The organism is Pseudomonas sp. RSB 5.4 (assembly GCF_037126175.1).
Classification (GTDB): Bacteria; Pseudomonadota; Gammaproteobacteria; order Pseudomonadales; family Pseudomonadaceae; genus Aquipseudomonas; species Aquipseudomonas fluorescens_H.
On the sequence record NZ_CP146986.1, the window covers coordinates 303,526 to 325,714 of the forward strand.

Consider the following 22,189-nt stretch of genomic DNA (forward strand, 5'->3'; position numbering starts at 1 on the left):
GCTCGTCGGTCATGTCAGGCGCCCTCCGGGGCAGGAGGCAGTGGCGCGTCAGCGGCCGGGGCCGGGGCCGGCTCGCGGGCGTCTCGGGCGTGGACAATGCTGAAAATGATCGGCACCAGGAACAACGTCGCCACCGTGGCAAAGGACAGCCCGCCGATCACCGCCCGACCCAGTGGCGCGTTTTGCTCGCCACCTTCTCCCAGGCTCAGGGCCATCGGGGTCATGCCGATGATCATCGCCAGCGCGGTCATCAGCACCGGGCGAAAACGGGTGAACCCGGCCTCCAGTGCCGAACTGACCGAGTCACCATGGGCATCGAGGCGCTCGCGGCAGAAACTGACCACCAGAATCGCGTTGGCGGTTGCCACCCCGATGCACATGATCGCCCCGGTCAACGCCGGCACCGACAATGGCGTGTGGGTGAGAAACAGCATCCAGACAATCCCCGCCAGTGCCGCCGGCAAGGCCATGAGAATCACGAACGGATCGAGCCACGACTGGAAGTTGACCACGATCACCAGATAGATCAGCACCACCGCGCCGAGCAAGCCGTAGAGCATGCCGTTGAACGCACTGTTCATGGTTTGCACCTGGCCTTGCAGGGCGACTTTCGAACCCTTCGGCACATCTTTGGCGTGGGCGTTGATGATGTCCTGAATATCCGCCGCCACCGCGCCAAGGTCGCGGTCCTGAGTCGACGCGAAAATCTCCACCACCGGTTGCAACTCCGACTGGCTGAACACCGAATGGCTGTTGGTGCGCTCAAGCGTCGCCAGACCGCCGAGAATCTGCTGGGCATTGCCGGCACCGGTCGGACTCAGTGGCAGGTTGTTCAGCGCTGACAGCGAGTCGAGGTTGTATTGCGGCGTCTGCATCACGATCGGATAAGAAATGCCGTTGGCGGTGTTGAGCCAGTACGTCGGCGCCACCTGACTCGAACCCGCGAGGTTGACCACCAGACTGTTGGTCACATCGCGTTCGGTGATGCCCACCAGTTGCGCGCGGGTGCGGTCGACGTTGACCTGAAAGGTTGGCAGTTGCTCGGATTGTTGCAGGCGCGCATCGGCCACTCCCGGGACCCGCCGGATCTCACGCAACAAGGTATTGGCGTAGGCGAAATTGGCGACTTGATTGCCGCCCTGGATCTGCAGGTCGATGGGTGCCGACGCACCGAAATTCAGGATCTGCCCGACGATATCCGCCGGTGGAAAGGAAAACACCAGATTGGGAAATTGCTTGGGCAGTTGCTCGCGAATCTGCCGCATATAGTCGGCGCTGGGGCGGTGACCGTCATTGAGCTTGATGTGGATGTCGCTGTCCTGCGAACCCACGGTGCCGGTGTTGTTGTAGGTGATGTTGATGCCGCTGATAGACAGGCCGATGTTGTCGACCACCGAGCCGAGATCGGCGGGCGGGATGATGCGGCGGATCGCGTTCTCGACGTCGTAAATCAGCTCGGCGGTCTTCTCTACGCGGGTGCCGACCGGCGCGCGTACATGCAGCAGGATCTGCCCGGCATCGACCGCCGGAAAAAAGTTGCGCCCCAGAAACGGCACGAGGGTGAACGACAAAAGCACGAAGCCGAAAAAGCACACGACGAAAATTCCCCGGTGGTGCAGGGCGGTTTCCAGCATCGCGTGGTAGCGATCGCGAACGGCCTCGAAGCGCTTCTCGAAACCGCGTTGAAAACGCACCAGCGGATTGCGCGAACGCTGATTGTGCGCTGCTTGTTCCTCCTTGGTGTGCGGCTTTAGCAGGTAGTTGGCCATGGTCGGCACCAGCGTCCGCGACAGCAGGAACGAAGCGATCATGGCGAACACCACCGCTTCGGCCATCGGCACGAACAGATAGCGGGCGATGCCTTCAAGGAAGAACATCGGCACGAACACGATGCAGATGCACAGCAGCGAAACGAAGGCCGGGGTGACGATTTGCGCGGCACCGTCGAGGATCGCGGTCTTCACCTCTTTACCCTGTTCCAGGTGCCAGTTGATGTTTTCGATGGTGACGGTCGCTTCATCCACCAGAATCCCCACTGCCAGGGCGAGGCCACCGAGGGTCATGATATTGAGGGTTTCGCCGAGGGCGGCGAGGGTCGCGATCGAGGCCAGAATCGACAGCGGAATCGACACGGCAATGATCACCGTCGAGCGCCAGCTGCCAAGGAACAGCAGAATCATCAGGCTGGTCAGGGCTGCCGCGATGATCCCTTCCTTGGCCACGCTGCTGATCGCCGCGCGGACGAACACTGACTGATCCTCGATGAACTCGATTTTCAGGTTGTCAGGCAGCGCAGCCTTGGAGTCGGCGAGTTTGTTGCGGATACCGTCGATCACGCCAAGGGTCGAGGCCGACCCGGTCTTGAGAATGGTCAGCAGCACCGAGCGGCTGCCGTTGACGTGAACGATGTTGGTTTGAGGGGGATTGCCGTCACGCACGGTTGCCACATCGCGAATCAGCACTGTGGTGCCGTTGGCGGTCTTGATCGGTAAATCCTGCAGGTCCTTGAAGTCCGTCGGCGCGTTGTTCAGCAGCAGCGGGTACTCATAGTCGCCGATTTTTTCGGTGCCCACCGGGGTGATCAGGTTCTGCGTGGCCAGTGCGTTGGCTACATCCTGCCCCGAGAGCCCGCGGGCCTGCATGGCGGCCGAGTCGAGGTCGATCTGGATCTGCCGGCTCTTGCCGCCGAACGGATAGGGGATGGCCGCTCCGGCGACAGTGGTCAGCATCAATCGCACGGTGTTCAGGCCGATATCGCCCAGTTGTTGTTCGCTCAGATTCTTGCCGGACAATGCCAGTTGAATGATCGGCACCGTCGAGGCGCTGTAGTTGAGGATCAGTGGCGGGGTGGTCGCCGGCGGCAACTGGCGCAGGATCGCTTGCGACACCGAAGTCACTTGCGCGTTGGCGTTGGTGATATTGACGTTGGGCTGGAAGAAAATCTTCACGATTCCGAAGCCGTTAAGCGACTGCGCCTCGATGTGGCGGATGTCGTTGACCGTGGTGGTCAATACGCGCTGGAACGGTGAGGTGATCCGTCCGGCCATTTGGTCGGGCGACAAACCGGTGAACTGCCAGATCACCGCGATCACCGGAATGCGGATCTCGGGAAAGATGTCGGTGGGCGTACGCAGCGCCGCCAGCGGACCGGCGATCAGGATCAGAATCGCCAGCACCACAAAGGTATACGGTTTTCCCAGCGCGATACGTACCAGTGCATGCATTGCGATTGTCCGGGCAACGGAGCGGACAGCGATACGAGCGATGAACGGGCCGTGAGCGCTTGATCGACTGCCTGTCCGTGGGAGCGTGGGTGAGCCCGTATGGCAGGTGAATGCGCCTCTGGCTCTGCTTCTCGCAGAATAGACCGCCGTGGCTGTGGCAGCCGGCAAATCGACCAACAGTAGATGAATATTTAGTTAGCTTGGTAAGCAATCAGGCGTGACCCGCCCCCTGTGGGAGCGAGCTTGCTCGCGAAGGCGTCGCTCAGGACACCGAAAATCATTCAGATAGCAGCAAACCGCTTATCCAGATAATCAATAATCACCTTGGACTCATACATCCAGGTCGTCTGCCCGTTCTCTTCAATGCGCAGGCACGGCACCTTGATCTTGCCACCCTGTTCCAGCAGCGTCTGGCGGTCATGCTCGTTGTTCTTCGCGTCCTTGAGCGCCACCGGCACGTTCAGACGACGCAGGGTGCGGCGGGTTTTCACGCAGAACGGGCAGGCGTGGAACTGGTACAGCGTCAGGTCTTTGGCGGCCGAGTTGACCTGCGCCTGAACTTCGGCCGGACGCTGTTTCTTGCCCGGGCGGGTAATGAAGTCGATGAAGATGATCAGTTGGCCGAGGCCGACACGAAGCGCTTTGACGAACACGTTGAAAGCCTCACGGTGTAAAGAGAGAAAGGCGCGCAGCTTACCCGATTTTTTGCGGGCGAAAAAAAACCGGCGATGAATGCCGGTTTTCTTCGTACCGCGAATTACTTGATCAGGCTGAGGAATTCGCTGCGGGTTGCCGCGTTTTCGCGGAACTCACCGAGCATCACCGAAGTGATCATCGACGAATTCTGTTTCTCGACACCGCGCATCATCATGCACATGTGCTTGGCCTCGATCACCACGGCCACGCCCAGCGCGCCGGTGACTTGCTGCACCGCATCGGCGATCTGGCGGCTGAGGTTTTCCTGAATCTGCAGGCGGCGGGCGTACATGTCGACGATCCGCGCGACCTTCGACAGGCCCAGCACCTTGCCGCTCGGGATATACGCAACGTGCGCCTTGCCGATGAACGGCAGCAGGTGGTGTTCGCACAACGAGTACAGCTCGATGTCCTTGACCAGCACCATTTCGCTGTTGTCGGAGCTGAACAGGGCACCGTTGGTGACCTCTTCGAGCGTCTGTTCATAACCGCGGCAGAGGTACTGCATGGCTTTGGCGGCACGCTTTGGCGTGTCGAGCAGGCCCTCGCGGGAGACGTCCTCGCCCAGTTGGCCGAGAATCGCGGTGTAATTCTGTTCCAGGGACATGAAACTACCTGTGGGGATTTTCGCAAAGGGCAAGGGTACGGTGGCGGACACAACCCTGCAAGTTCGGTGTAACGCGATTATTCGTCGCGGCCTTCCATCATGGTGCGTTTGAGCATCACGTACACCGCACCGGCACCGCCGTGTTTCGCCTGGCACGAGCAGAAACCGAGCACTTGCGGATGCTGACGCAGCCAGGTGTTGACGTGGCTTTTGATCATCGGCCGCTTGCCGTCCAGGCGCACGGCCTTGCCGTGGGTGACGCGGACGCAACGGATTTCGAATTTGGTCGCTTCGGCGAGAAAGGCCCAGAGGGTCTCGCGGGCTTTTTCGACGTTCATGCCGTGCAGGTCGAGGCTGCCTTCGAACGGGATCTGGCCGATCTTGAGCTTGCGCATCTGGCTTTCCTGCACCCCGTCGCGGGCCCACATCAACTCGTCTTCGGGGCCGACGTCGATCACGAACTGATCGGACAGGCCATCCACGGTGGTGGTGTCGGTGCGCACGGTGGCGGACTGGCGCAGTTTGGCGATCTGCGCGCGGTCAGCCTTGGGTTTGCCAGTGTCGGCGCGGTCGTGCTTGATCGGCTTGACGCCTTGAATCGCACTTTTGAACAGGGAAAAATCGTCGTCTTGCATGTCAGCCTCCGCGAAGGGCGGCCAGTTTACCCAAGTCGAAACAAAACGGCCCGGCAAAAAGCCAGGCCATCACCTCAGTCGTGTTTTTTCATCAGGTGCGGGGACATGTTCAGCTCCCGCGATTGCCTGGCGCGACGCCGGCATCGACGCCACAGCGCCACACCGAAATACAGGAACAACAAGCCGACCGCGAGAATGATCGCCGAACCCATCGGCGTGGCATTCAAATCGCCGAGCGCCGGCGGGCGCCCCAGCAGGCTGGCGGCACCGGCCATCGCCAGCAGCACACCGAACGTCGCCAGAATGGCGGCGATCGCTGCGCCGAATCGAAAACGCCAGTTGCTTTGGCCTTTGGGCCGCAAGCGGCGTGCGTCAAATCCATCGGATAACTTCATTCCGACCTTCCTCAATGGGTATCGGCCCTTCGACCGGGAGTTGACCGGGTTGTTCCTGAGGCTAAGGCAATTGAAGCAAATGCGAGGCTTTTGCGGATGAGCGGCGTGCTGAGCCGCTCATCAGAGCAGATCAGATCAGATCTTGAGTCAGGGCGAGGGTGGCGAAGTTGTCGGCCATGATCGCCATTTCCGCTTCCTGCACCACGGCGGCGCTGAGCACGCGGCCCTTGAACGGCAGGTCACGGGTGGCGCAGGCGTCTTCGACCAGGGTGCAACGGAAGCCCAGGTTCTTCGCCGCGCGCACGGTGGTGCTGACGCTGGAATGGCTCATGAAGCCGCAGACGATCAGGTCCAGCGAACCGAGGTTTTGCAGGCGATCGAGCAGTTCGGTGCCATGGAACGCGCTCGGCAGCAGTTTGCCGATGATGGTTTCATCGCCCTGTGGCTCAAGGCCGGGGATGAACTCGCCACGTTCGCCTTGCGGGTCGAACAGGCCACCGACGGTGCCGAGATGACGCACGTGCACGATCGGCCGACCGGCTGCACGGGCCGCGGCGACCAGTTGTTTGATGTTCGCGACGGCCGCGTCCATGCCGCTCAGGGCCAGCGGGCCACTGAGGTACTCTTTCTGGGCATCGATGATGACCACGGTGGCATGGCTCAGGGTGGCCGCTGCGTAACCGCGGCCGCTGAGTTGAAACATCGTTTTTGGAACGGACATTCGGGGCTCCTTGGGGTGGGGCTTTTGCGGCATTGTCCTCTGGCTGAGCGGTTCTGTGAACCGCTACCATCGTAGGCGCCGTCGTTACTGGCCTGCAGCCTTGTCAAGTTACACGTTCTGTTCAATAGCTGATGCAAAAATCAGAAAAGTCCTACTGTCGCTCCGCTGATTTTCCTGCGTCGTCGGCGGGCGTTTTGGCTGGTAGAATCGTCAGTCGTTTTTTCTGGAGTTCTGCCCCGTGATCACTTCCCGACTTCGTACCCTGCGCGACCACATCCGTTGGGCCGTCAGCCGCTTCCATGGGGAGGATCTGTTTTTCGGTCATGGCACCGACAACGCCTGGGATGAAGCCCGGCAACTGGTGCTCGGTGCCCTGCACCTGCCGTGGGAAATTGCCGACAGCTACCTCGATTGTGCGCTGGAAGACGACGAACTGGTCAACCTGCAACGCCTGCTCAAGCGCCGCATTGAAGAGCGCATCCCGACGGCGTACCTGCTGGGCGAGGCGTGGTTCTGCGGCATGTCGTTCATCGTCGATGAGCGCGTGCTGATCCCGCGTTCGCCGATTGGCGAACTGATCGAAAACCGCTTTGCACCGTGGATCGGCGACGAGCCTGCGCGGATTCTCGATCTGTGCACCGGTTCCGGTTGCATCGGCATCGCCTGCGCCTACGAATTCCAGAACGCCGAAGTGGTGCTGGCGGATCTGTCGTTCGAAGCGCTGGAAGTGGCCAATCAGAACATCGAGCGTCATGGCGTCGATGAGCGCGTTTATACCGTGCAGGGTGATGGTTTCGATGGTTTGCCGGGGCAGCGTTTTGACCTGATCGTGTCGAACCCGCCGTACGTTGACGCGGAAGATTTCGCCGACATGCCGGATGAATACCAGCACGAACCGGAGCTGGGCCTGGCCTGCGGTGATGACGGTCTGAACCTGGTACGGCGGATGCTCGCCGAAGCGGCGGATCACCTGACCGAGAAGGGCTTGTTGATTGTCGAAGTGGGCAACAGCCAGGTGCACGTCGAAGCGCTGTACCCGGAAGTCGACTTCGCCTGGCTCGAATTCGAGCGCGGCGGGCATGGCGTGTTCATGCTGACGGCGGAGCAGTGCCGCGAGCATCAGGCGCTGTTCGCTTCTCGCGTTTGACCTGACTGACTTCTGTGGCGAGGGAGCTTGCTCCCGCTGGTCTGCGAAGCAGACCCAAAATATGCAATGACGGTGCACCAGACATACCGCATGCGCATGTTTTACGACTGCTTCGCAGCCGAGCGGGAGCAAGCTCCCTCGCCACAGGTCATCGCTGATTTCAGCGGTGCGTAGCAATCCAGATCAGCAACCCCGCCTGAAACACCGCAAACGCCACCAGACAGGTAATGGTGAAGCGCAATCCGGCGTCTTCACGCTTGAACTTGCTGACTTTGTCTTCCTGCTTCTTCAGCTTCACTTCCTGCTCGGCCAGGTTCTGCTCGGCCTGTTGCAGCATCTGCGCCGCTTCAAGAATCTCGACGATCTGCAGCTTTTCGCTGTTCCAGTCGCCCAGCAAGTCACCGACTTGCACCTCTTTGACGCTGCCCTTCAGATGCTGGGCATCGGCGTACACCACATCAAAACCATGCACGCGCAAGAAGTGATCGCGACGCAGGCGGGTGTCTTCGTTCAGCGCGTCCTTGTTGTTCAAGTCCATGCCGTCGACGGTGTAGGCGGGCCAGCGCTTTTTCGCCCAGTTGATGCCTTGCGCGGCCATGAAACGACCGATGCCACGGTTCAGCGGTTCGATCTGCAAGCCGCTGTCCGGGCCGAAATGCACACGTTTGCTGGTGTGATTGACCCACACGTCGAGCTGGTTCTGCTCCTTGCGCACGCGTTGGCCGGGCAGTTTGATCGCCATGCGCATCAGGCTGTGTTCTTTGCTGTTGCGCTCGGCATAGCCGAATTCGACAAAGCGCAGCGGCCGGCCACCGGTGTTGCGGTCGGTCTGCAGCGGGGCCAGGCGGAGCATCTTGTGGTGCTCGACGCTGACGTCCGCCCATGGCAGCTCGACCGCTGGCGGTGCGTCTTTTTCAGCGGTGGTGTCGGGTGAAGTCGGGGTATCAGTCATAACGGCGAGATCCTGTCCAAGCCCTGCTTGTCGCCAGCCGGTACGCTGGCGACAAAGGCTTATCGGCCGTTTTTTCCAGGACTGGAGGGCAAAAAGCCCTTAACGGGTGCGAAGTCCGTCAATAAATTCGATGAGTTTGCCGCCCAGCTCCGCTGCCAGTGGCAAATTCGGGTCCTTGTACGAGGCCAATTGCCGCTTCACGTCGGCGGGAACGATACGCATGACATGGTTCATGCCTTCGATCACCACCAGTTGGGCCTCGGGTCTGGCGGCTTTCAGTGCCTGCGCATCGCCCACGCCGACCTGCATATCGTGGGTGCCCTGAATGATCAGCGCCGGCATTTTCAGTTGCGCGAAGGCCTTGGCCGGATCCTGGCGAAACAGGGAAATCAGGTAAGGCTGCACACTCGGACGGAAAATCGCTTGAAGCGGCGCCGGCACGTTGTCGTCGGTGCGGCCGGCCTTGAGGCTGTCGAGAATTTCATTGCTGCGCAGCATCAACGGCGGTGGCAGGCTGCGCGCCAGTTGCTCGCGGATCACCTGATCCACCGGGCGGGCGCTGCCGGACAGCGAAATCAGCGCGGCGGCGTCGGCGCGGGGGGCGGCGAGGGTGGCAATCAGTGCGCCTTCGCTGTGCCCGAGCAGAATCAACGGGCCGAAACGCGGATCGCTTTTCAGCTTCTGGCTCCAGGCCACCGCATCGTTGACGTAGGCTTCCACCGACAGATTGCGCTCGTCGGGCGTGGCCGCCAGGCTTGCGGCCACCCCGCGCTTGTCGTAGCGCACGCTGGCGATATTATGTTTGGCCAGCACCCAGGCCAGCCGCTTGAGGCTGTCATTGCGCCCGCCATCGGGGTTGTTGCCGTCACGATCCGTCGGACCGGAACCCGCAAGGATCAGGACAACCGGCACCGGGTTGTCGGATTTTGGCAGCAGCAGCGAGCCGAAAAGTTCTCCGCTGCCGGTCTCCAGAGAGATCGGTCTTTGCAGGACAGTCGCGTGGGCAAAACCGGTAAACAGGGTAAGACTCAAGATCAGAACTCGCAGCATCATCACGCCATCATTCGCCAAGGTGCGGGTTGGACTCACCAACACCACTAAGGTTCGAGGATGAACTAGTCGGTTAGCCTGCGTATACTGGCGCGCATCACGAATTCGGGTTTGATTTCACGGAGCGTCCTGCATGTCCGGCAATACCTACGGCAAGTTGTTCACTGTCACCACCGCTGGCGAAAGCCATGGTCCGGCGTTGGTCGCCATTGTCGACGGCTGTCCGCCGGGCCTGGAGATCTCCCTCGAAGACCTGCAGCGCGACCTCGATCGCCGCAAGCCGGGCACCAGCCGCCACACCACCCAGCGTCAGGAAGCCGACGAAGTCGAAATCCTTTCCGGCGTGTTCGAGGGGCGCACCACCGGTTGCTCGATTGGTCTGCTGATCCGCAACACCGACCAGAAGTCCAAGGACTACTCGGCGATCAAGGATCTGTTCCGCCCGGCACACGCCGACTACACCTACCACCACAAATACGGTGAGCGCGATTACCGCGGCGGCGGTCGCAGCTCGGCGCGGGAAACCGCGATGCGCGTGGCGGCCGGGGCGATTGCGAAGAAATTCCTCGCCACCCAGGGCATCGTCATCCGTGGCTACATGAGCCAGCTCGGCCCGATCGAAATCCCGTTCAAGACCTGGGATTCGGTGGAAGAGAACGCCTTCTTCAGCCCGGATCCGGACAAGGTTCCGGAGCTGGAAGCCTACATGGACCAGTTGCGCCGCGATCAGGACTCGGTCGGCGCCAAGATCACGGTGGTCGCCGAAGGCGTGATGCCGGGTCTCGGCGAGCCGATTTTCGACCGCCTCGACGCTGAACTGGCGCACGCGCTGATGAGCATCAACGCAGTGAAAGGCGTGGAAATCGGCGCCGGTTTCGCCTGCGTCGCCCAACGCGGCACCGAGCATCGCGATGAACTGACCCCGGAAGGTTTTCTCAGCAACAACGCTGGCGGCATCCTCGGCGGCATTTCGTCCGGTCAGCCGATCGTCGCGCATCTGGCGCTCAAGCCAACGTCGAGCATCACCACTCCGGGCCGTTCGATCGACATCCACGGCAATCCGGTCGACGTGATCACCAAGGGCCGTCACGACCCGTGTGTCGGCATCCGTGCCACGCCGATCGCCGAAGCGATGATGGCCATCGTGCTGATGGACCACTTGCTGCGTCATCGTGGGCAAAACGCCGACGTGCGCGTCAGCACCCCGGTACTGGGTCAGCTTTGATGGTTGATCGCCAAGCCGTCGCGGTCTGACCGTGGCGGCGCTCCCGTACTGGCGGCTGTCCAGTTTCTATCTGTTCTATTTCGCCTTGCTTGGTTCGACAGCGCCGTTTCTGGCGCTGTACTTCGATCACCTCGGCTTCAGCCCCGCGCGGATCGGCGAACTGGTGGCGATTCCGATGCTGATGCGCTGCGTGGCGCCGAACATCTGGGGCTGGCTCGGCGACTACACCGGAAAACGCCTGGCCATCGTGCGCTTCGGTGCGGTGTGCACGTTGCTGACGTTCTCGTTGATTTTCGTGAGCAAAACCTACGCCTGGCTGGCGATGGTCATGGCCCTGCACGCGTTCTTCTGGCACGCGGTGCTGCCACAGTTCGAAGTCATCACCCTCGCGCACTTGCAGGGGCAAACCTCGCGCTACAGCCAGATTCGCCTGTGGGGCTCGATCGGTTTCATCATCACCGTGGTCGCGCTGGGCCGTTTGTTCGAATGGCTGAGCCTCGACATCTACCCGGCGGCGCTGGTGCTGATCATGGCCGGCATCGTTCTCAGCAGCCTGTGGGTGCCGAACGCGCAACCGCCGCAAAGCAATCGGCCGAGCGGGGAGGGCTTTCTCAAGCAACTGCGCAGCCCCGGTGTGCTGGCGTTTTACGCCTGTGTCGCGCTGATGCAGATGAGCCACGGCCCGTATTACACCTTTCTGACCTTGCACCTTGAACGACTCGGTTACAGCCGTGGCGTGATCGGCATGCTCTGGGCCGTGGGCGTGGTCGCCGAAGTGCTGATGTTCATGGCGATGAGCCGGATTCTCGCGCGGTTTTCATTGCGCCGCGTGCTGATGGCGAGTTTTCTGCTGGCGGCGTTGCGCTGGTTACTGCTAGGTTCGTTCGCCGAATTCCTCTGGGTGCTGTTGTTCGCCCAGGTGTTGCACGCGGCGACCTTCGGCAGCTTTCATGCCGCTGCCATCGCGTTCGTGCAACGTAGCTTCGGTGCGCGTCAGCAAGGTCAGGGCCAGGCGCTGTACGCGGCGCTGGCCGGCACCGGTGGCGCGTTGGGTGCGTTGTATTCCGGTTACAGCTGGAATGCCCTCGGCGCGACATTGACCTTTAGTATTGCCAGTCTCGCGGCGCTCGCTGCTGCCGTTATCATTGCCACACGTATGCAAGAGGACAGGCCATGAGCCTTACGCGTGAACAGCTCGCCCAGCAGATCGTCGACGCCGGGCGTTTTCTTTATGGTCGCGGCTGGTCGCCGGCCACCAGCAGCAATTACTCGACGCGTCTGTCGCCGAGCGAAGCGCTGCTGACCGTGTCCGGCAAGCACAAGGGCCAGTTGGGCCTGGACGACGTGCTCGCCACGGATTTGTCCGGCAACAGCCTGGAACCGGGCAAAAAGCCCTCCGCCGAAACCCTGCTGCATACTCAGCTGTATAGCTGGCGCGCGGAGATCGGCGCGGTGCTGCACACCCATTCGGTGAATGCCACGGTGCTGTCGCGCCTGACGCCGGAAGACTTCATCGAGTTCGAAGACTACGAGCTGCAAAAAGCCTTCAGCGGCATCTCCACCCACGAGTCGCGGGTGCGCGTGCCGATTTTCGACAACGATCAGGACATTGCGCGCCTCGCCGCCAAGGTGCAGCCTTGGCTCGACGCCCATCCCGATTGCGTCGGTTACCTGATTCGCGGCCACGGCCTCTACACCTGGGGCGCGCAGATGAGCGATGCCCTGCGGCAGATCGAGGCCTTTGAATTCCTGTTTGAATGCGAGTTGAAAACCCGCAGCGTCATGAACCGCCAAGGCTGACTTCACCAGAAGCCGCCCATTCGCCTGATGAAATGCACTGCCCGACCGGTCTGCAAGAACCGGACGGCAAGGCCGATACCGAGGAATTGCCCATGAGCAGCCTGTCCGTCTATCACGTTTCCAGCCCCGAGATTCCGAACAAGGTGCTGACCCATTTCGAAGACATCGCCTCGACGCTCGCCGAGCAGGGCGTACGCTTCGACCGCTGGCAAGCCGCAGCGAAGATCCAGCCCGGCGCCAGTCAGGAAGAGGTGATCAGCGCCTATCAGGAGCAGATCGACAAACTGATGACCGAGCGCGGTTACATCACCGTCGATGTGATCAGCCTCAACAGCGACCACCCGCAAAAAGCCGAACTGCGCGCCAAGTTCCTCGAAGAACACCGCCATGGTGAAGACGAAGTGCGCTTTTTTGTCGCCGGTCGTGGCCTGTTTACCCTGCACATCGACGATTACGTCTACGCGGTGTTGTGCGAGAAGAACGACCTGATCTCGGTGCCGGCCGGTACCAAACACTGGTTCGACATGGGCGAGCACCCGCACTTCGTGGCGATTCGCCTGTTCAACAACCCGGAAGGCTGGGTCGCCAACTTCACCGGCGAAGACATCGCCGGGCGCTTCCCGCGTCTGGAGGACTGAGCCGATGTCGATCAAAGTCATCCTCACCGACATCGAAGGCACCACCAGCGCGGTGAGTTTCGTCTTCGACGTGCTGTTTCCCTACGCCGCCAAACATCTGCCGGACTTCGTGCGGCAGAACGCCGAGCGCGCCGATGTCGCCGAACAGATCGCCGCCGTGCGCCGCGACAGCAACGAGCCGCAGGCCGATGTTGAACGGGTGGTGGAAATTCTCCTGAGCTGGATCGCCGAAGACCGCAAGGCCACGCCGCTGAAAGCGCTGCAAGGCATGGTCTGGGAGCAGGGCTATCAGGCCGGGCAGTTGAAAGGCCACGTCTATCCGGACGCCGTTGAAGCGCTCAAGCAATGGCATCAGGCCGGTTATCAACTGTTTGTGTATTCGTCGGGCTCGATCCAGGCGCAGAAGCTGATCTTCGGTTGTTCCGAGGCGGGGGATCTGACGCCGCTGTTCAGCGGGTATTTCGACACGACGTCGGGGCCCAAGCGTGAGGCGCAGTCTTACACCAACATTCAACAGGCGATTGGCGTCGAACCGCAGGACATTCTGTTCCTGTCCGACATCGTGCAGGAACTCGATGCCGCTCAATCGGCAGGTTTGCAAACCTGTGGTCTGGCGCGCGAGGGTGGGGAGCTGGAAGGGCATGTGACGGTGGACAGCTTTACCGCGATCGAGCCGGAAGCCTTCTAAACACACATAGCTCTAATGTGGGAGCGGGCTTGCTCGCGAAGGCGGTGTGTCAGACAAGGTCAATTTGTCAGACAGACCGCCTTCGTCGGAACGCCGCCCGGAGCAAGCCCGCTCCCACATGGGTCAGCCATAAAAACAGGCCGCGCAGTGAAAACTGCCCGGCCTTTTTTTATCCAAAAAAGCTGTTTAAAGCTTCGAATCAGTTACAGCGAATGATACGTCGGCAGCGCAAAACGCTGCTGGCTCTGCAGCATCGCAATCTGCGGCAGTTCGCTGGCTTCTTCAGCCAGGTCACGACGAATCGCACTGATCGCCCACGACAGTTGGTCGGCGTTGTGCATTTGCTGATATGTCAGGGCGCGCTTGAACACTTTGCCTTCACTGCTGCGCAAGGTCAGCAAAATCCCGCCATCGGGACGCGGCGCAGTGGTGACGTTGAAGTTGGAGAACAGCGAGGTAAATTTTTCTTGGATCAGGCTCATGTCTTTCAGCTCCGTATGCACTTGAATGGCAAGCATGCAAAGGAGATTGCAGTGATTGTGCCAGCACCCTGAAAAAATAAAATCCTTATAAATCAACAAGTTAAAAATCGTGAAATCTGCAAGGGTCGTGCAATCTGCATGAATGGCCATCGTGCATCCTGCATTTTGCGGGATCGTCACGGATTAAACGGAACCAAACGGCAAAGGCGCAATCACCGCCGCCAGATGTGACAGGGCGGATACAAAACATTGCAAAAACCGCGTGTACAGGCCGAGAAGCGCTGACGTATTTTCGGACTCGACCTTGCCCACAACGCAGGTCATGCCCACAGCCCGAACAATAAAAAACGGCCAGCCAGGCCGACCGGGGAGCTGCCATGAGTCACGCGCAGAGCGACACGATTACCTGGGGCATGATGCTCCGCAAACTGCCGACGATCGCCAAAGCCATCCCAAGGGTGGTCAAAGGCATGAAAGTCGCCAACGTCACGGATCCGACCCAAACGTGTGGCCTCGGCTGGACCTTCGAGCAGGCAACGCTGCGTAACCCCGAAGGCCTGGCGATCTTGCAGGACAGCGTCTTGCTGACCTATGCGCAGGTCAACCAGTGGGCCAATCGCATCGCCCACTATCTGAGCGCGCAGGGGATCGGCAAGGGTGATGTGGTGGCGGTGTTCATCGAAAACCGCCCGGAACTGCTGGTGACCATTCTAGCGCTGGCCAAGGTCGGTGCGGTCAGTGCACTGCTCAATACTTCGCAGACCCGCGATACGCTGATCCACAGCATAAATCTGGTGGCGCCGGTGGCGGTTGTCCTTGGTGAGGAGCTGCAGCCGGCGTTTGCCGCGATCCGCGAGCAAGTGTCGATCCCGGCGCAACGCACCTGGTTTATCGCCGACCGTGACACTTACAGCCAGCCCGGTATTGCCCCCGAGGGCTACATCAACCTGATCAGCGCCAGCGCCGAAGCGTCCGGTGACAATCCGGCCAGCAGCGGCGAAGTGTTCTTCAACGATCCGTGCTTTTACATCTACACCTCCGGCACTACCGGCCTGCCCAAGGCCGGCGTGTTCAAGCACGGTCGCTGGATGCGCAGCTCGGCCAGCTTCGGCATGATCGCCCTGAACATGACCCCCGACGACATCGTCTATTGCACCTTGCCGCTGTACCACGCCACCGGCCTTTGTGTGTGCTGGGGCTCGGCGATCAATGGCGCTTCCGGGTTTGCCATCCGCCGCAAGTTCAGCGCCAGCCAGTTCTGGCCTGATGTGCGTCGCTATAACGCGACCACCCTCGGCTATGTCGGCGAATTGTGCCGCTATCTGGTCGATCAACCGGCCAGCGCCGAGGATAGCCGTCACCGGGTGCGCAAGATGATCGGCAATGGTTTGCGCCCCGGTGCCTGGGCCGAGTTCAAGACCCGGTTTGCCGTCGAGCACATCTGTGAGCTGTACGCGGCGAGCGACGGCAATATCGGCTTCAGCAATATCCTCAACTTCGACAACACCATCGGTTTCTCGCTGATGGCCTGGGAGCTGGTGGCGTACGACCACGACAGCGGGCAGCCGCTGCGCAGCACCGACGGTTTCATGCGCAAGGTCGGCAAAGGCGAGCAGGGTTTGCTGCTCGCGCGGATCGACGACAAAGCTCCGCTGGATGGCTACACCGATCCGCAGAAAACCGCCAAGGTGGTGCTGCACGACGTGTTCAGCAAGGGTGACCGCTACTTCAATACCGGCGACCTGCTGCGCAACATCGGTTTTGGCCATGCACAATTCGTCGATCGGCTCGGCGATACCTACCGCTGGAAGGGCGAGAACGTTTCAACCACCGAGGTGGAAAACCTTTTGTTGCAACATCCACACATTTCCGAGGCAGTCGCTTACGGCGTGGAAGTGCGCAACACCAATGGTCGCGCCGGGATGGCCGCAATCACGCCCGCCGAATCCCTCGCGACCCTGGATTTCGCCGAATTGCTCGCATTCGCCCGTCAGCGCATGCCGGCCTATGCGGTGCCGCTGTTCCTGCGAGTGAAGGTGAAAATGGAAACCACCGGGACCTTCAAATACCAGAAGACCCGACTGAAAAACGAAGGCTTCGACCCCGGCCAGACGGGCGATGACCCGATCTACGCCTGGCTGCCCGGCACCCAGACTTACGTGCAGGTGACGGATCAGGTGTTGGCCGATATTCATCAGGGCAAGTACCGCTATTGATATTGGCTATGGCACGTCTTGAGAAAAAGGGGGTGACAGCCATCGTCGCGCTCGGGAAACTGTCGGCTTTGCGAATAACCGAAAGTGGAGTTGCCCATGTCTGACCAAAGCCGCCAGATGACCCCTGAAGAAGCTGCCGAATTCACCGAGCAGGTTTTCAACAAGGCACGCGACGGTGATGCGCTGATGCTCGATCGGCTGATCAGCGCCGGTTTGCCGGTGAACCTGAAAAACAGCAAGGGCGACACGCTGTTGATGCTCGCCAGCTACTACGGCCACGTCGACGCGGTGCAGGTGCTGCTCAAACACAAGGCCGACCCGGAGCTGCGTAACGGTAACGGCCAGAGCCCGATTGCCGGCGCGGCGTTCAAGGGCGATCTGGCCGTGGTCAAGGCGCTGGTGGAAGCGGGCGCCGAGATCGAAGGTTCGTCCTTCGATGGCCGCACCGCGCTGATGATGGCGGCGATGTTCAATCGCGTGGAAATCGTCGATTACCTGATCAGCAAGGGAGCGGATCCGAAGGCCAAGGATGCCAACGGCATCACCGCGCTGGATGCAGCCCGCACCATGGGCGCGGTCGATACCACGGCGCAGCTGGAAAAACTGCTGGCCTGAGGACTGTCGAGACTCTGTGGCGAGGGAGCTCGCTCCCGCTCCAGTGCGCAGCGCTGGCAAAAATGCTGAGCCCACTGTTTTTCGGGCCGCTTCGCACCCCAGCGGGAGCAAGCTCCCTCGCCACAGGTGTCGGATGCGCCACGGAATGCGCTATCCTCCGCGCCCTCGAATTCAACCTTCCACAGGATCCGCACCCATGAAAGCCGCACTCGTCGAACTCATCAGCAAAATCAGCTCCGGCTGCATGGGCGAGGACGAGATCCTGAATGTGGCTGACGAAGCCGCGCAGGCCTACGCCGATGCCGAAGCCTTTCTGGCGGCCAACCCGGACATCAACTACGACGACACCTTCCCGATCCCGCTGGGCGAGTGGGTCGTGGTCGGCAGTCTGCCGGAAACCGTGTTGTTCCAGGCAGACACCTACGTTGACCTGTTCGCGCAGATCGTCGCCTCGTTCGGCCCGGGCGTGGATTTCAACCTCAAGCCCAAACAACTGGCCAAGACCGAAGCGCTGACCGCGCTTAACCGCATCCAGGTGCAGATGAGCAGCCTGAACAAGGAAAACGGCGGTTACACGTTGATGAATTTCAGCCAGTTGCTCGACGACGAGCTGCAAGTGGTGCTGGTCTACGGCAACGACGTGCCGCGAGTGCTGGAACTGTGCGCCGAAGTCGGTATCGCTGCCGCGCCGTCGCTGGAAGCGTTGAAGGTCGCCGTTCACGTTTGAACGCAATAAAAGGGAACCCTGCGCGCGACCGTCTATCCTAAAAGTGCATGCCACTATTCTGGAGCGACACCATGGGTTCCACGTTCAACGGTCTGATTGGCCTGATCATCCTTGCCCTCGACATCTGGGCCATCATCAACGTGCTGAAAAGCGGCGCCGAGACCGGGATGAAAATCCTCTGGGTCCTGCTGATCATCCTCCTGCCGGTGCTGGGCCTGATCATCTGGGCAATTGCCGGGCCACGGGGCAATGTGCGGATCTGACGCTTTCCCGAAAACACGCTGATCCCCTGTGGGAGCGGGCTTGCTCGCGAAGGCGATTGTTCAGTCGAAACACAGGTTGAATGACACTCCGCTGTCGCGAGCAAGCCCGCTCCCACATTGGTCTTGCGTTAGCTTCAGAGTGTGCCCTGTCGGAGGAAGGTTCGACCTGTCATCTTCAGCAACGTAGAATGCGCGCCTTTCCCGGGCAATCGTTTCCACGATTGACGCCCGCGCATTCATCGGAGCACTTGACCATGACCGTCACCAAGACCAGCGAGTACCTGGAAACCCTCTACGAAGGCTACGGCCAGCGTTTTCGCATGGAAAAACTGCTGCACGAAGTGCGCACCGAACACCAGCACCTGGTGATCTTCCAGAACCCGCGCATGGGTCGGGTAATGGCGCTGGACGGCGTGATCCAGACCACCGAAGCCGATGAATTCATCTATCACGAAATGCTTACCCACGTGCCGATCCTCGCCCATGGCACTGCCAAGCGCGTGCTGATCATCGGCGGCGGCGATGGTGGCATGCTGCGCGAAGTGACCAAACACGCGAGCGTCGAGCACATCACCATGGTCGAGATCGACGGCACCGTGGTCGACATGTGCAAGGAATTCCTGCCGAACCACTCCAAGGGCGCCTACGACGACCCACGGCTGAACCTGGTGATCGACGACGGCATGCGTTTCGTCGCCACCACCACGGAAAAATTCGACGTGATCATTTCCGACTCCACCGACCCGATCGGCCCGGGCGAAGTGCTGTTCTCGGAAAACTTCTACCAGGCCTGCCACCGCTGCCTGAACGAAGGCGGGATCCTCGTGACTCAGAACGGCACCCCGTTCATGCAGATCGATGAAGTCAAAACCACTGCCGGTCGCCTGCGCAGCCTGTTCCCGGACTGGCACTTCTATCAGGCGGCCGTGCCGACCTACATCGGCGGTTCGATGACTTTCGCCTGGGGCTCGACCAATCCGGCCTACCGCAAGCTGAGCCGTGAAACCCTGCAACAGCGCTTCATCGGCAGCGGCATCGTCACCCGCTACTACAACCCGGAAATCCACATCGGCGCGTTCGCGTTGCCACAGTACGTACTGCAGGCGATCAACAAGCCAAGCAACGACTGACGCACTATTCCCGGATCGGTGATAGATCCCCTGTGGTGAGGGGATTTATCACCGACCGGCTGCGCAGCAGTCGTAAAATCGGCAGACGCGTTGGAACTGACACTACGCGTTCGCTCAATTCAGGGACGCTTCGCGCCCCATCGGGGATGAATCCCCTCGCCACACAAGCCTGTTTCCCCATCGGTTAATTTTTTTTCATGTTCGTCTGCTGCAATCCTTTTGAACGATCAATCTCGCCAAAAGTCGAGATAGAAGTAAGCCCATTTGCGGGTTTGATCGAGGAGGCACCGATGCAAAAGTGGAAAGTCACTTTCGTGGACGATCATGGTGAAATTGTCGATGAGGTGTTCGAGCGCGCGGAATGCCCCAGCGACGACGAGGCTGCACGCCTGATCAAGGAACGGCTCCTGCCGGTGGCCGCCGAACTGGATATGAACGATCTGGAAGGGCGAACCCCGGATGCAGGTGCGAAAAATCTGAAAGCCCAGAACAGCATCGAAATCCGCAGCATCACTCCAATCTGAAATTCTTCCTGTCACTTGAAGTACCAGGCCTTGGCAGCGCCTCTATCTTGGGGCTACTCTGCAAGCGAGATCAGCGAAACAATCGCTAAGGTCTGGTCTTGTCAGCTACATGCTTGTTTCCCGCCGGCAACCCTGTTGCCGATGCACTTCGGCCTGTAAGGCCCGGGGCGGGAATACGGAAAGTCTATCCATCTATGCGAGGGGGACGTTTCATGAGCACAGCCTATCAAGAAGACATCAGCAGCAACGTACTGCGCCGCATGAAAGAAGGCGGTTTCGACTTTTCCCGGTTCCATCCCATCGAGTTCTACGCCATTTTCCCGGACGAGGAGCGGGCGCGCAGGGCGGCAGGTAAATTCCGTGGTGAATCCATCAATGCCCAGGTCAGTGCGCGCGACGATGGCGCCTGGTCGCTGGAACTGAGCAAAGTGATGTACGCAACGTATGACGACATTGGCGATTTCGAGCAGGGATTTTCTGCCGTGGTCGAGCCGCTGGGCGGCATCATCGAGGGCTGGGGCGTGAAGCAGGAGGTGCGCAATCGCTATCGTCTTAACTGATTCAGCGCAACTATTGTCGAGCAACGGCTGACCTTCGGGTCGGCCGTTGTCGTTTCCGGCCCTGAGAATGCTCTGGAAAAACCCTGAAACAAGAATCCCGGGCAAAAAAAAGCCACCGGAGAGGGTGGCTAAAAGGGAAGACCGATAAGGAGAGGAAACCGGTCAGGGTTACGGCCTGCGGGGACTGCGCTGGCAGTCCGGATCAGTTGGGCTGAAGCCTTCAACAAGGAAGTTTTCAGCGGATGCGGCGATTATCCGCAGCCTGACCCACGCAGTGAAATCAACTCTGACTATGCTGGTGATAGGCGACAGCACTGCGTCGCAATGAGGCGGGGGCAATCAGCTTGGGGCATTTGTCGCACAGGAATGGTGCGGTGCTTGTGGCGTGATTATCCAAGCGATTGAAATCAAAGCGTTTATGCCGATGGCACGGGCCTTGCGAAGGCCTGTAGGTCCGGGTGACAAGGAGTACGGCATGATCCGCACCTATTTTGATGAAATGTACGATGTCGGCGGCCAGGTCCGCCCGCATTACCGGGAGTTCGCCCGCTGGCTGGCCGACACGCCTGACGAGTTGCTGGCACAACGGCGACGTGAGGCCGATCTGCTGTTCCACCGGGCCGGAATCACCTTCACGCTCTATGGGGACGAGCAGGGCACCGAGCGCCTGATTCCTTTCGACACCATTCCGCGCAGCATTCCCGCCAGCGAGTGGCGGATCGTCGAGCGTGGCTGCATCCAGCGGGTCAAGGCGTTGAACATGTTCCTCGCCGACCTTTATCACGAGCAGCGCATCATCAAGGCCGGGATCATCCCCGCCGAACAGGTGCTGGCCAACGAGCAGTATCAGTTGGCGATGCAGGGCCTGGACCTGCACCGCGACATCTATTCGCACATCTCCGGCGTCGATCTGGTGCGTGATGGCGACGGCACTTATTACGTGCTCGAAGACAATCTGCGCACGCCGAGCGGCGTCAGCTACATGCTCGAAGACCGCAAGATGATGATGCGCCTGTTCCCCGAGCTGTTCGCCGCCCAGCGCATTGCGCCCATCGACCACTACCCGAACCTGTTGCTCGACACGCTGAAGAGCTCCAGCCCGATCGATGACCCGAGTGTGGTGGTGCTGACGCCGGGGCGCTTTAACAGTGCGTTCTTCGAACATGCCTTTCTGGCGCGGGAAATGGGCGTTGAACTGGTAGAGGGCGCCGATCTGTTCGTGCGTGACGACAAGGTCTTCATGCGCACCACCGACGGGCCGAAAGCGGTGGACGTGATCTACCGCCGTCTCGACGACGCGTTCCTCGATCCGCTGGCGTTCAATCCCGATTCGATGCTCGGTGTACCGGGACTGTTGTCGTCCTATCGCTCGGGCAACGTGGTGCTGGCCAATGCCATCGGTACCGGGGTTGCGGATGACAAATCGGTGTACCCGTTTGTCACCGAGATGATCCGTTTCTACCTCGACGAAGAACCGATTCTGAAGAACGTGCCGACCTGGCAGTGCCGCAACCCCTCTGAACTTTCCCACGTACTGGCCAATCTTCCGGATCTGGTCGTCAAGGAAACTCAGGGCTCCGGCGGTTACGGGATGCTGGTGGGGCCGGCGTCGACGACGGCGGAAATTGATGCGTTCCGCGAGCGGATCAAGGCCAAGCCTCACGCGTATATCGCGCAACCAACGCTGTCGCTGTCGACCTGTCCGACCTTTGTCGAAAACGGCATTGCGCCGCGCCATATCGACCTGCGTCCATTTGTGCTGTCGGGCCGCGAAACCCGGGTTGTGCCCGGTGGTTTGACCCGTGTTGCCCTGCGCGAAGGCTCCCTGGTAGTGAACTCCTCCCAGGGTGGCGGAACCAAGGACACCTGGGTGGTCGAGGATTGAAGGAAGCTT

Annotated in this window: 23 protein-coding genes; 14 read left to right on the forward strand and 9 right to left on the reverse strand. The window is 60.4% G+C overall.

What is annotated here, in order from left to right; genetic code table 11:
- Positions 1 to 14 precede the first annotated feature (14 nt).
- The 6 genes from V9L13_RS01375 to V9L13_RS01400 form a co-directional block, all read right to left on the reverse strand.
- Positions 15 to 3,224, reverse strand: a complete 3,210-nt coding sequence (locus V9L13_RS01375; RefSeq protein WP_338801241.1) for an efflux RND transporter permease subunit — start codon at positions 3,222 to 3,224, stop codon at positions 15 to 17.
- Positions 3,225 to 3,505: 281 nt separating this feature from the next.
- Positions 3,506 to 3,877 (reverse strand): glutathione S-transferase N-terminal domain-containing protein, encoded by a 372-nt coding sequence (locus V9L13_RS01380; protein WP_003223187.1) that lies wholly within the window; start codon positions 3,875 to 3,877, stop codon positions 3,506 to 3,508.
- 104 nt (positions 3,878 to 3,981) lie between these two features.
- On the reverse strand, positions 3,982 to 4,527 hold the full coding sequence (gene folE, locus V9L13_RS01385; RefSeq protein ID WP_003204506.1) for a GTP cyclohydrolase I FolE: 546 nt from the start codon (positions 4,525 to 4,527) through the stop codon (positions 3,982 to 3,984).
- 77 nt (positions 4,528 to 4,604) lie between these two features.
- On the reverse strand, positions 4,605 to 5,162 hold the full coding sequence (locus V9L13_RS01390) for a Smr/MutS family protein (protein ID WP_027613336.1): 558 nt from the start codon (positions 5,160 to 5,162) through the stop codon (positions 4,605 to 4,607).
- Between the two features lie 74 nt (positions 5,163 to 5,236).
- Entirely contained in the window at positions 5,237 to 5,557 is a 321-nt protein-coding gene (locus V9L13_RS01395; RefSeq protein WP_007914024.1) for a hypothetical protein, read from the reverse strand.
- Between the two features lie 130 nt (positions 5,558 to 5,687).
- Positions 5,688 to 6,278: a cysteine hydrolase family protein gene (locus V9L13_RS01400; RefSeq protein WP_003223193.1), complete on the reverse strand. Its 591-nt coding sequence runs from the start codon at positions 6,276 to 6,278 to the stop codon at positions 5,688 to 5,690.
- A 238-nt stretch (positions 6,279 to 6,516) separates the two neighbouring features.
- On the opposite strand from V9L13_RS01400, the gene prmB reads away from it, so the two are divergent.
- A complete protein-coding gene (gene prmB, locus V9L13_RS01405) occupies positions 6,517 to 7,425 on the forward strand; it encodes a 50S ribosomal protein L3 N(5)-glutamine methyltransferase (RefSeq protein WP_003223196.1) in 909 nt (302 codons plus the stop codon).
- A gap of 160 nt (positions 7,426 to 7,585) precedes the next feature.
- On the opposite strand, the gene V9L13_RS01410 is transcribed toward prmB, so the two are convergent.
- A complete protein-coding gene (locus V9L13_RS01410) occupies positions 7,586 to 8,377 on the reverse strand; it encodes a hypothetical protein (protein WP_003223198.1) in 792 nt (263 codons plus the stop codon).
- 99 nt (positions 8,378 to 8,476) lie between these two features.
- Positions 8,477 to 9,430 (reverse strand): alpha/beta fold hydrolase, encoded by a 954-nt coding sequence (locus V9L13_RS01415; RefSeq protein WP_338801242.1) that lies wholly within the window; start codon positions 9,428 to 9,430, stop codon positions 8,477 to 8,479.
- Between the two features lie 130 nt (positions 9,431 to 9,560).
- Between V9L13_RS01415 and aroC the strand changes: the two genes are divergently transcribed.
- The 5 genes from aroC (at position 9,561) to mtnC (ending at position 13,778) form a co-directional block, all read left to right on the forward strand.
- Positions 9,561 to 10,652: a chorismate synthase gene (gene aroC / locus V9L13_RS01420; protein WP_003223202.1), complete on the forward strand. Its 1,092-nt coding sequence runs from the start codon at positions 9,561 to 9,563 to the stop codon at positions 10,650 to 10,652.
- 31 nt (positions 10,653 to 10,683) lie between these two features.
- Positions 10,684 to 11,829, forward strand: coding sequence for an MFS transporter (locus V9L13_RS01425; protein WP_338801243.1), 1,146 nt, complete (start codon positions 10,684 to 10,686; stop codon positions 11,827 to 11,829).
- Entirely contained in the window at positions 11,826 to 12,452 is a 627-nt protein-coding gene (locus V9L13_RS01430; protein WP_095139982.1) for a methylthioribulose 1-phosphate dehydratase, read from the forward strand. Before V9L13_RS01425 ends, V9L13_RS01430 begins: the two co-directional genes overlap by 4 nt.
- Before the next feature lie 92 nt (positions 12,453 to 12,544).
- The gene (locus V9L13_RS01435; protein ID WP_027613329.1) at positions 12,545 to 13,090 is read left to right on the forward strand and encodes an acireductone dioxygenase; all 546 of its coding nucleotides are present in this window, start codon (positions 12,545 to 12,547) and stop codon (positions 13,088 to 13,090) included.
- Between the two features lie 4 nt (positions 13,091 to 13,094).
- Positions 13,095 to 13,778, forward strand: a complete 684-nt coding sequence (gene mtnC, locus V9L13_RS01440) for an acireductone synthase (protein ID WP_338801244.1) — start codon at positions 13,095 to 13,097, stop codon at positions 13,776 to 13,778.
- A gap of 203 nt (positions 13,779 to 13,981) precedes the next feature.
- On the opposite strand, the gene V9L13_RS01445 is transcribed toward mtnC, so the two are convergent.
- Positions 13,982 to 14,260: a DUF3509 domain-containing protein gene (locus V9L13_RS01445; RefSeq protein ID WP_027613327.1), complete on the reverse strand. Its 279-nt coding sequence runs from the start codon at positions 14,258 to 14,260 to the stop codon at positions 13,982 to 13,984.
- A gap of 377 nt (positions 14,261 to 14,637) precedes the next feature.
- On the opposite strand from V9L13_RS01445, the gene V9L13_RS01450 reads away from it, so the two are divergent.
- The 8 genes from V9L13_RS01450 to V9L13_RS01485 all read left to right on the forward strand — a co-directional run bounded on the left by V9L13_RS01450 (position 14,638) and on the right by V9L13_RS01485 (position 22,180).
- Positions 14,638 to 16,476, forward strand: coding sequence for a long-chain-acyl-CoA synthetase (locus V9L13_RS01450; protein WP_338801245.1), 1,839 nt, complete (start codon positions 14,638 to 14,640; stop codon positions 16,474 to 16,476).
- A 96-nt stretch (positions 16,477 to 16,572) separates the two neighbouring features.
- Complete coding sequence (locus V9L13_RS01455) at positions 16,573 to 17,091, forward strand: ankyrin repeat domain-containing protein (RefSeq protein WP_003223216.1); 519 nt, start codon at positions 16,573 to 16,575, stop codon at positions 17,089 to 17,091.
- A gap of 196 nt (positions 17,092 to 17,287) precedes the next feature.
- Positions 17,288 to 17,818, forward strand: a complete 531-nt coding sequence (locus V9L13_RS01460) for a hypothetical protein (protein WP_003223219.1) — start codon at positions 17,288 to 17,290, stop codon at positions 17,816 to 17,818.
- Between the two features lie 71 nt (positions 17,819 to 17,889).
- Entirely contained in the window at positions 17,890 to 18,081 is a 192-nt protein-coding gene (locus V9L13_RS01465) for a PLDc N-terminal domain-containing protein (protein WP_003223221.1), read from the forward strand.
- A gap of 254 nt (positions 18,082 to 18,335) precedes the next feature.
- On the forward strand, positions 18,336 to 19,211 hold the full coding sequence (gene speE, locus V9L13_RS01470; RefSeq protein ID WP_041068886.1) for a polyamine aminopropyltransferase: 876 nt from the start codon (positions 18,336 to 18,338) through the stop codon (positions 19,209 to 19,211).
- A 290-nt stretch (positions 19,212 to 19,501) separates the two neighbouring features.
- Positions 19,502 to 19,735 carry a hypothetical protein gene (locus V9L13_RS01475; protein WP_003223224.1) on the forward strand — a complete coding sequence of 78 codons (234 nt, stop codon included), beginning with the start codon at positions 19,502 to 19,504 and terminating at the stop codon, positions 19,733 to 19,735.
- Positions 19,736 to 19,947: 212 nt separating this feature from the next.
- Complete coding sequence (locus V9L13_RS01480) at positions 19,948 to 20,295, forward strand: ribonuclease E inhibitor RraB (protein ID WP_003223226.1); 348 nt, start codon at positions 19,948 to 19,950, stop codon at positions 20,293 to 20,295.
- Positions 20,296 to 20,770: 475 nt separating this feature from the next.
- Entirely contained in the window at positions 20,771 to 22,180 is a 1,410-nt protein-coding gene (locus tag V9L13_RS01485) for a circularly permuted type 2 ATP-grasp protein (protein WP_003223227.1), read from the forward strand.
- Positions 22,181 to 22,189: the final 9 nt, after the last annotated feature.

Excerpts from the sequence above, each read along its gene's own strand:
- V9L13_RS01375 (WP_338801241.1), bottom strand. The coding sequence starts at position 3,224 with ATGCATGCACTGGTACGTATCGCGCTGGGAAAACCGTATACCTTTGTG.
- folE (WP_003204506.1), bottom strand. The coding sequence starts at position 4,527 with ATGTCCCTGGAACAGAATTACACCGCGATTCTCGGCCAACTGGGCGAG.
- V9L13_RS01390 (WP_027613336.1), bottom strand. The coding sequence starts at position 5,162 with ATGCAAGACGACGATTTTTCCCTGTTCAAAAGTGCGATTCAAGGCGTC.
- V9L13_RS01395 (WP_007914024.1), bottom strand. The coding sequence starts at position 5,557 with ATGAAGTTATCCGATGGATTTGACGCACGCCGCTTGCGGCCCAAAGGC.
- V9L13_RS01400 (WP_003223193.1), bottom strand. The coding sequence starts at position 6,278 with ATGTCCGTTCCAAAAACGATGTTTCAACTCAGCGGCCGCGGTTACGCA.
- V9L13_RS01410 (WP_003223198.1), bottom strand. The coding sequence starts at position 8,377 with ATGACTGATACCCCGACTTCACCCGACACCACCGCTGAAAAAGACGCA.
- V9L13_RS01415 (WP_338801242.1), bottom strand. The coding sequence starts at position 9,430 with ATGATGCTGCGAGTTCTGATCTTGAGTCTTACCCTGTTTACCGGTTTT.
- aroC (WP_003223202.1), top strand. The coding sequence starts at position 9,561 with ATGTCCGGCAATACCTACGGCAAGTTGTTCACTGTCACCACCGCTGGC.
- V9L13_RS01430 (WP_095139982.1), top strand. The coding sequence starts at position 11,826 with ATGAGCCTTACGCGTGAACAGCTCGCCCAGCAGATCGTCGACGCCGGG.
- V9L13_RS01435 (WP_027613329.1), top strand. The coding sequence starts at position 12,545 with ATGAGCAGCCTGTCCGTCTATCACGTTTCCAGCCCCGAGATTCCGAAC.
- mtnC (WP_338801244.1), top strand. The coding sequence starts at position 13,095 with ATGTCGATCAAAGTCATCCTCACCGACATCGAAGGCACCACCAGCGCG.
- V9L13_RS01445 (WP_027613327.1), bottom strand. The coding sequence starts at position 14,260 with ATGAGCCTGATCCAAGAAAAATTTACCTCGCTGTTCTCCAACTTCAAC.
- V9L13_RS01450 (WP_338801245.1), top strand. The coding sequence starts at position 14,638 with ATGAGTCACGCGCAGAGCGACACGATTACCTGGGGCATGATGCTCCGC.
- V9L13_RS01455 (WP_003223216.1), top strand. The coding sequence starts at position 16,573 with ATGTCTGACCAAAGCCGCCAGATGACCCCTGAAGAAGCTGCCGAATTC.
- V9L13_RS01460 (WP_003223219.1), top strand. The coding sequence starts at position 17,288 with ATGAAAGCCGCACTCGTCGAACTCATCAGCAAAATCAGCTCCGGCTGC.
- V9L13_RS01465 (WP_003223221.1), top strand. The coding sequence starts at position 17,890 with ATGGGTTCCACGTTCAACGGTCTGATTGGCCTGATCATCCTTGCCCTC.
- speE (WP_041068886.1), top strand. The coding sequence starts at position 18,336 with ATGACCGTCACCAAGACCAGCGAGTACCTGGAAACCCTCTACGAAGGC.
- V9L13_RS01475 (WP_003223224.1), top strand. The coding sequence starts at position 19,502 with ATGCAAAAGTGGAAAGTCACTTTCGTGGACGATCATGGTGAAATTGTC.
- V9L13_RS01480 (WP_003223226.1), top strand. The coding sequence starts at position 19,948 with ATGAGCACAGCCTATCAAGAAGACATCAGCAGCAACGTACTGCGCCGC.
- V9L13_RS01485 (WP_003223227.1), top strand. The coding sequence starts at position 20,771 with ATGATCCGCACCTATTTTGATGAAATGTACGATGTCGGCGGCCAGGTC.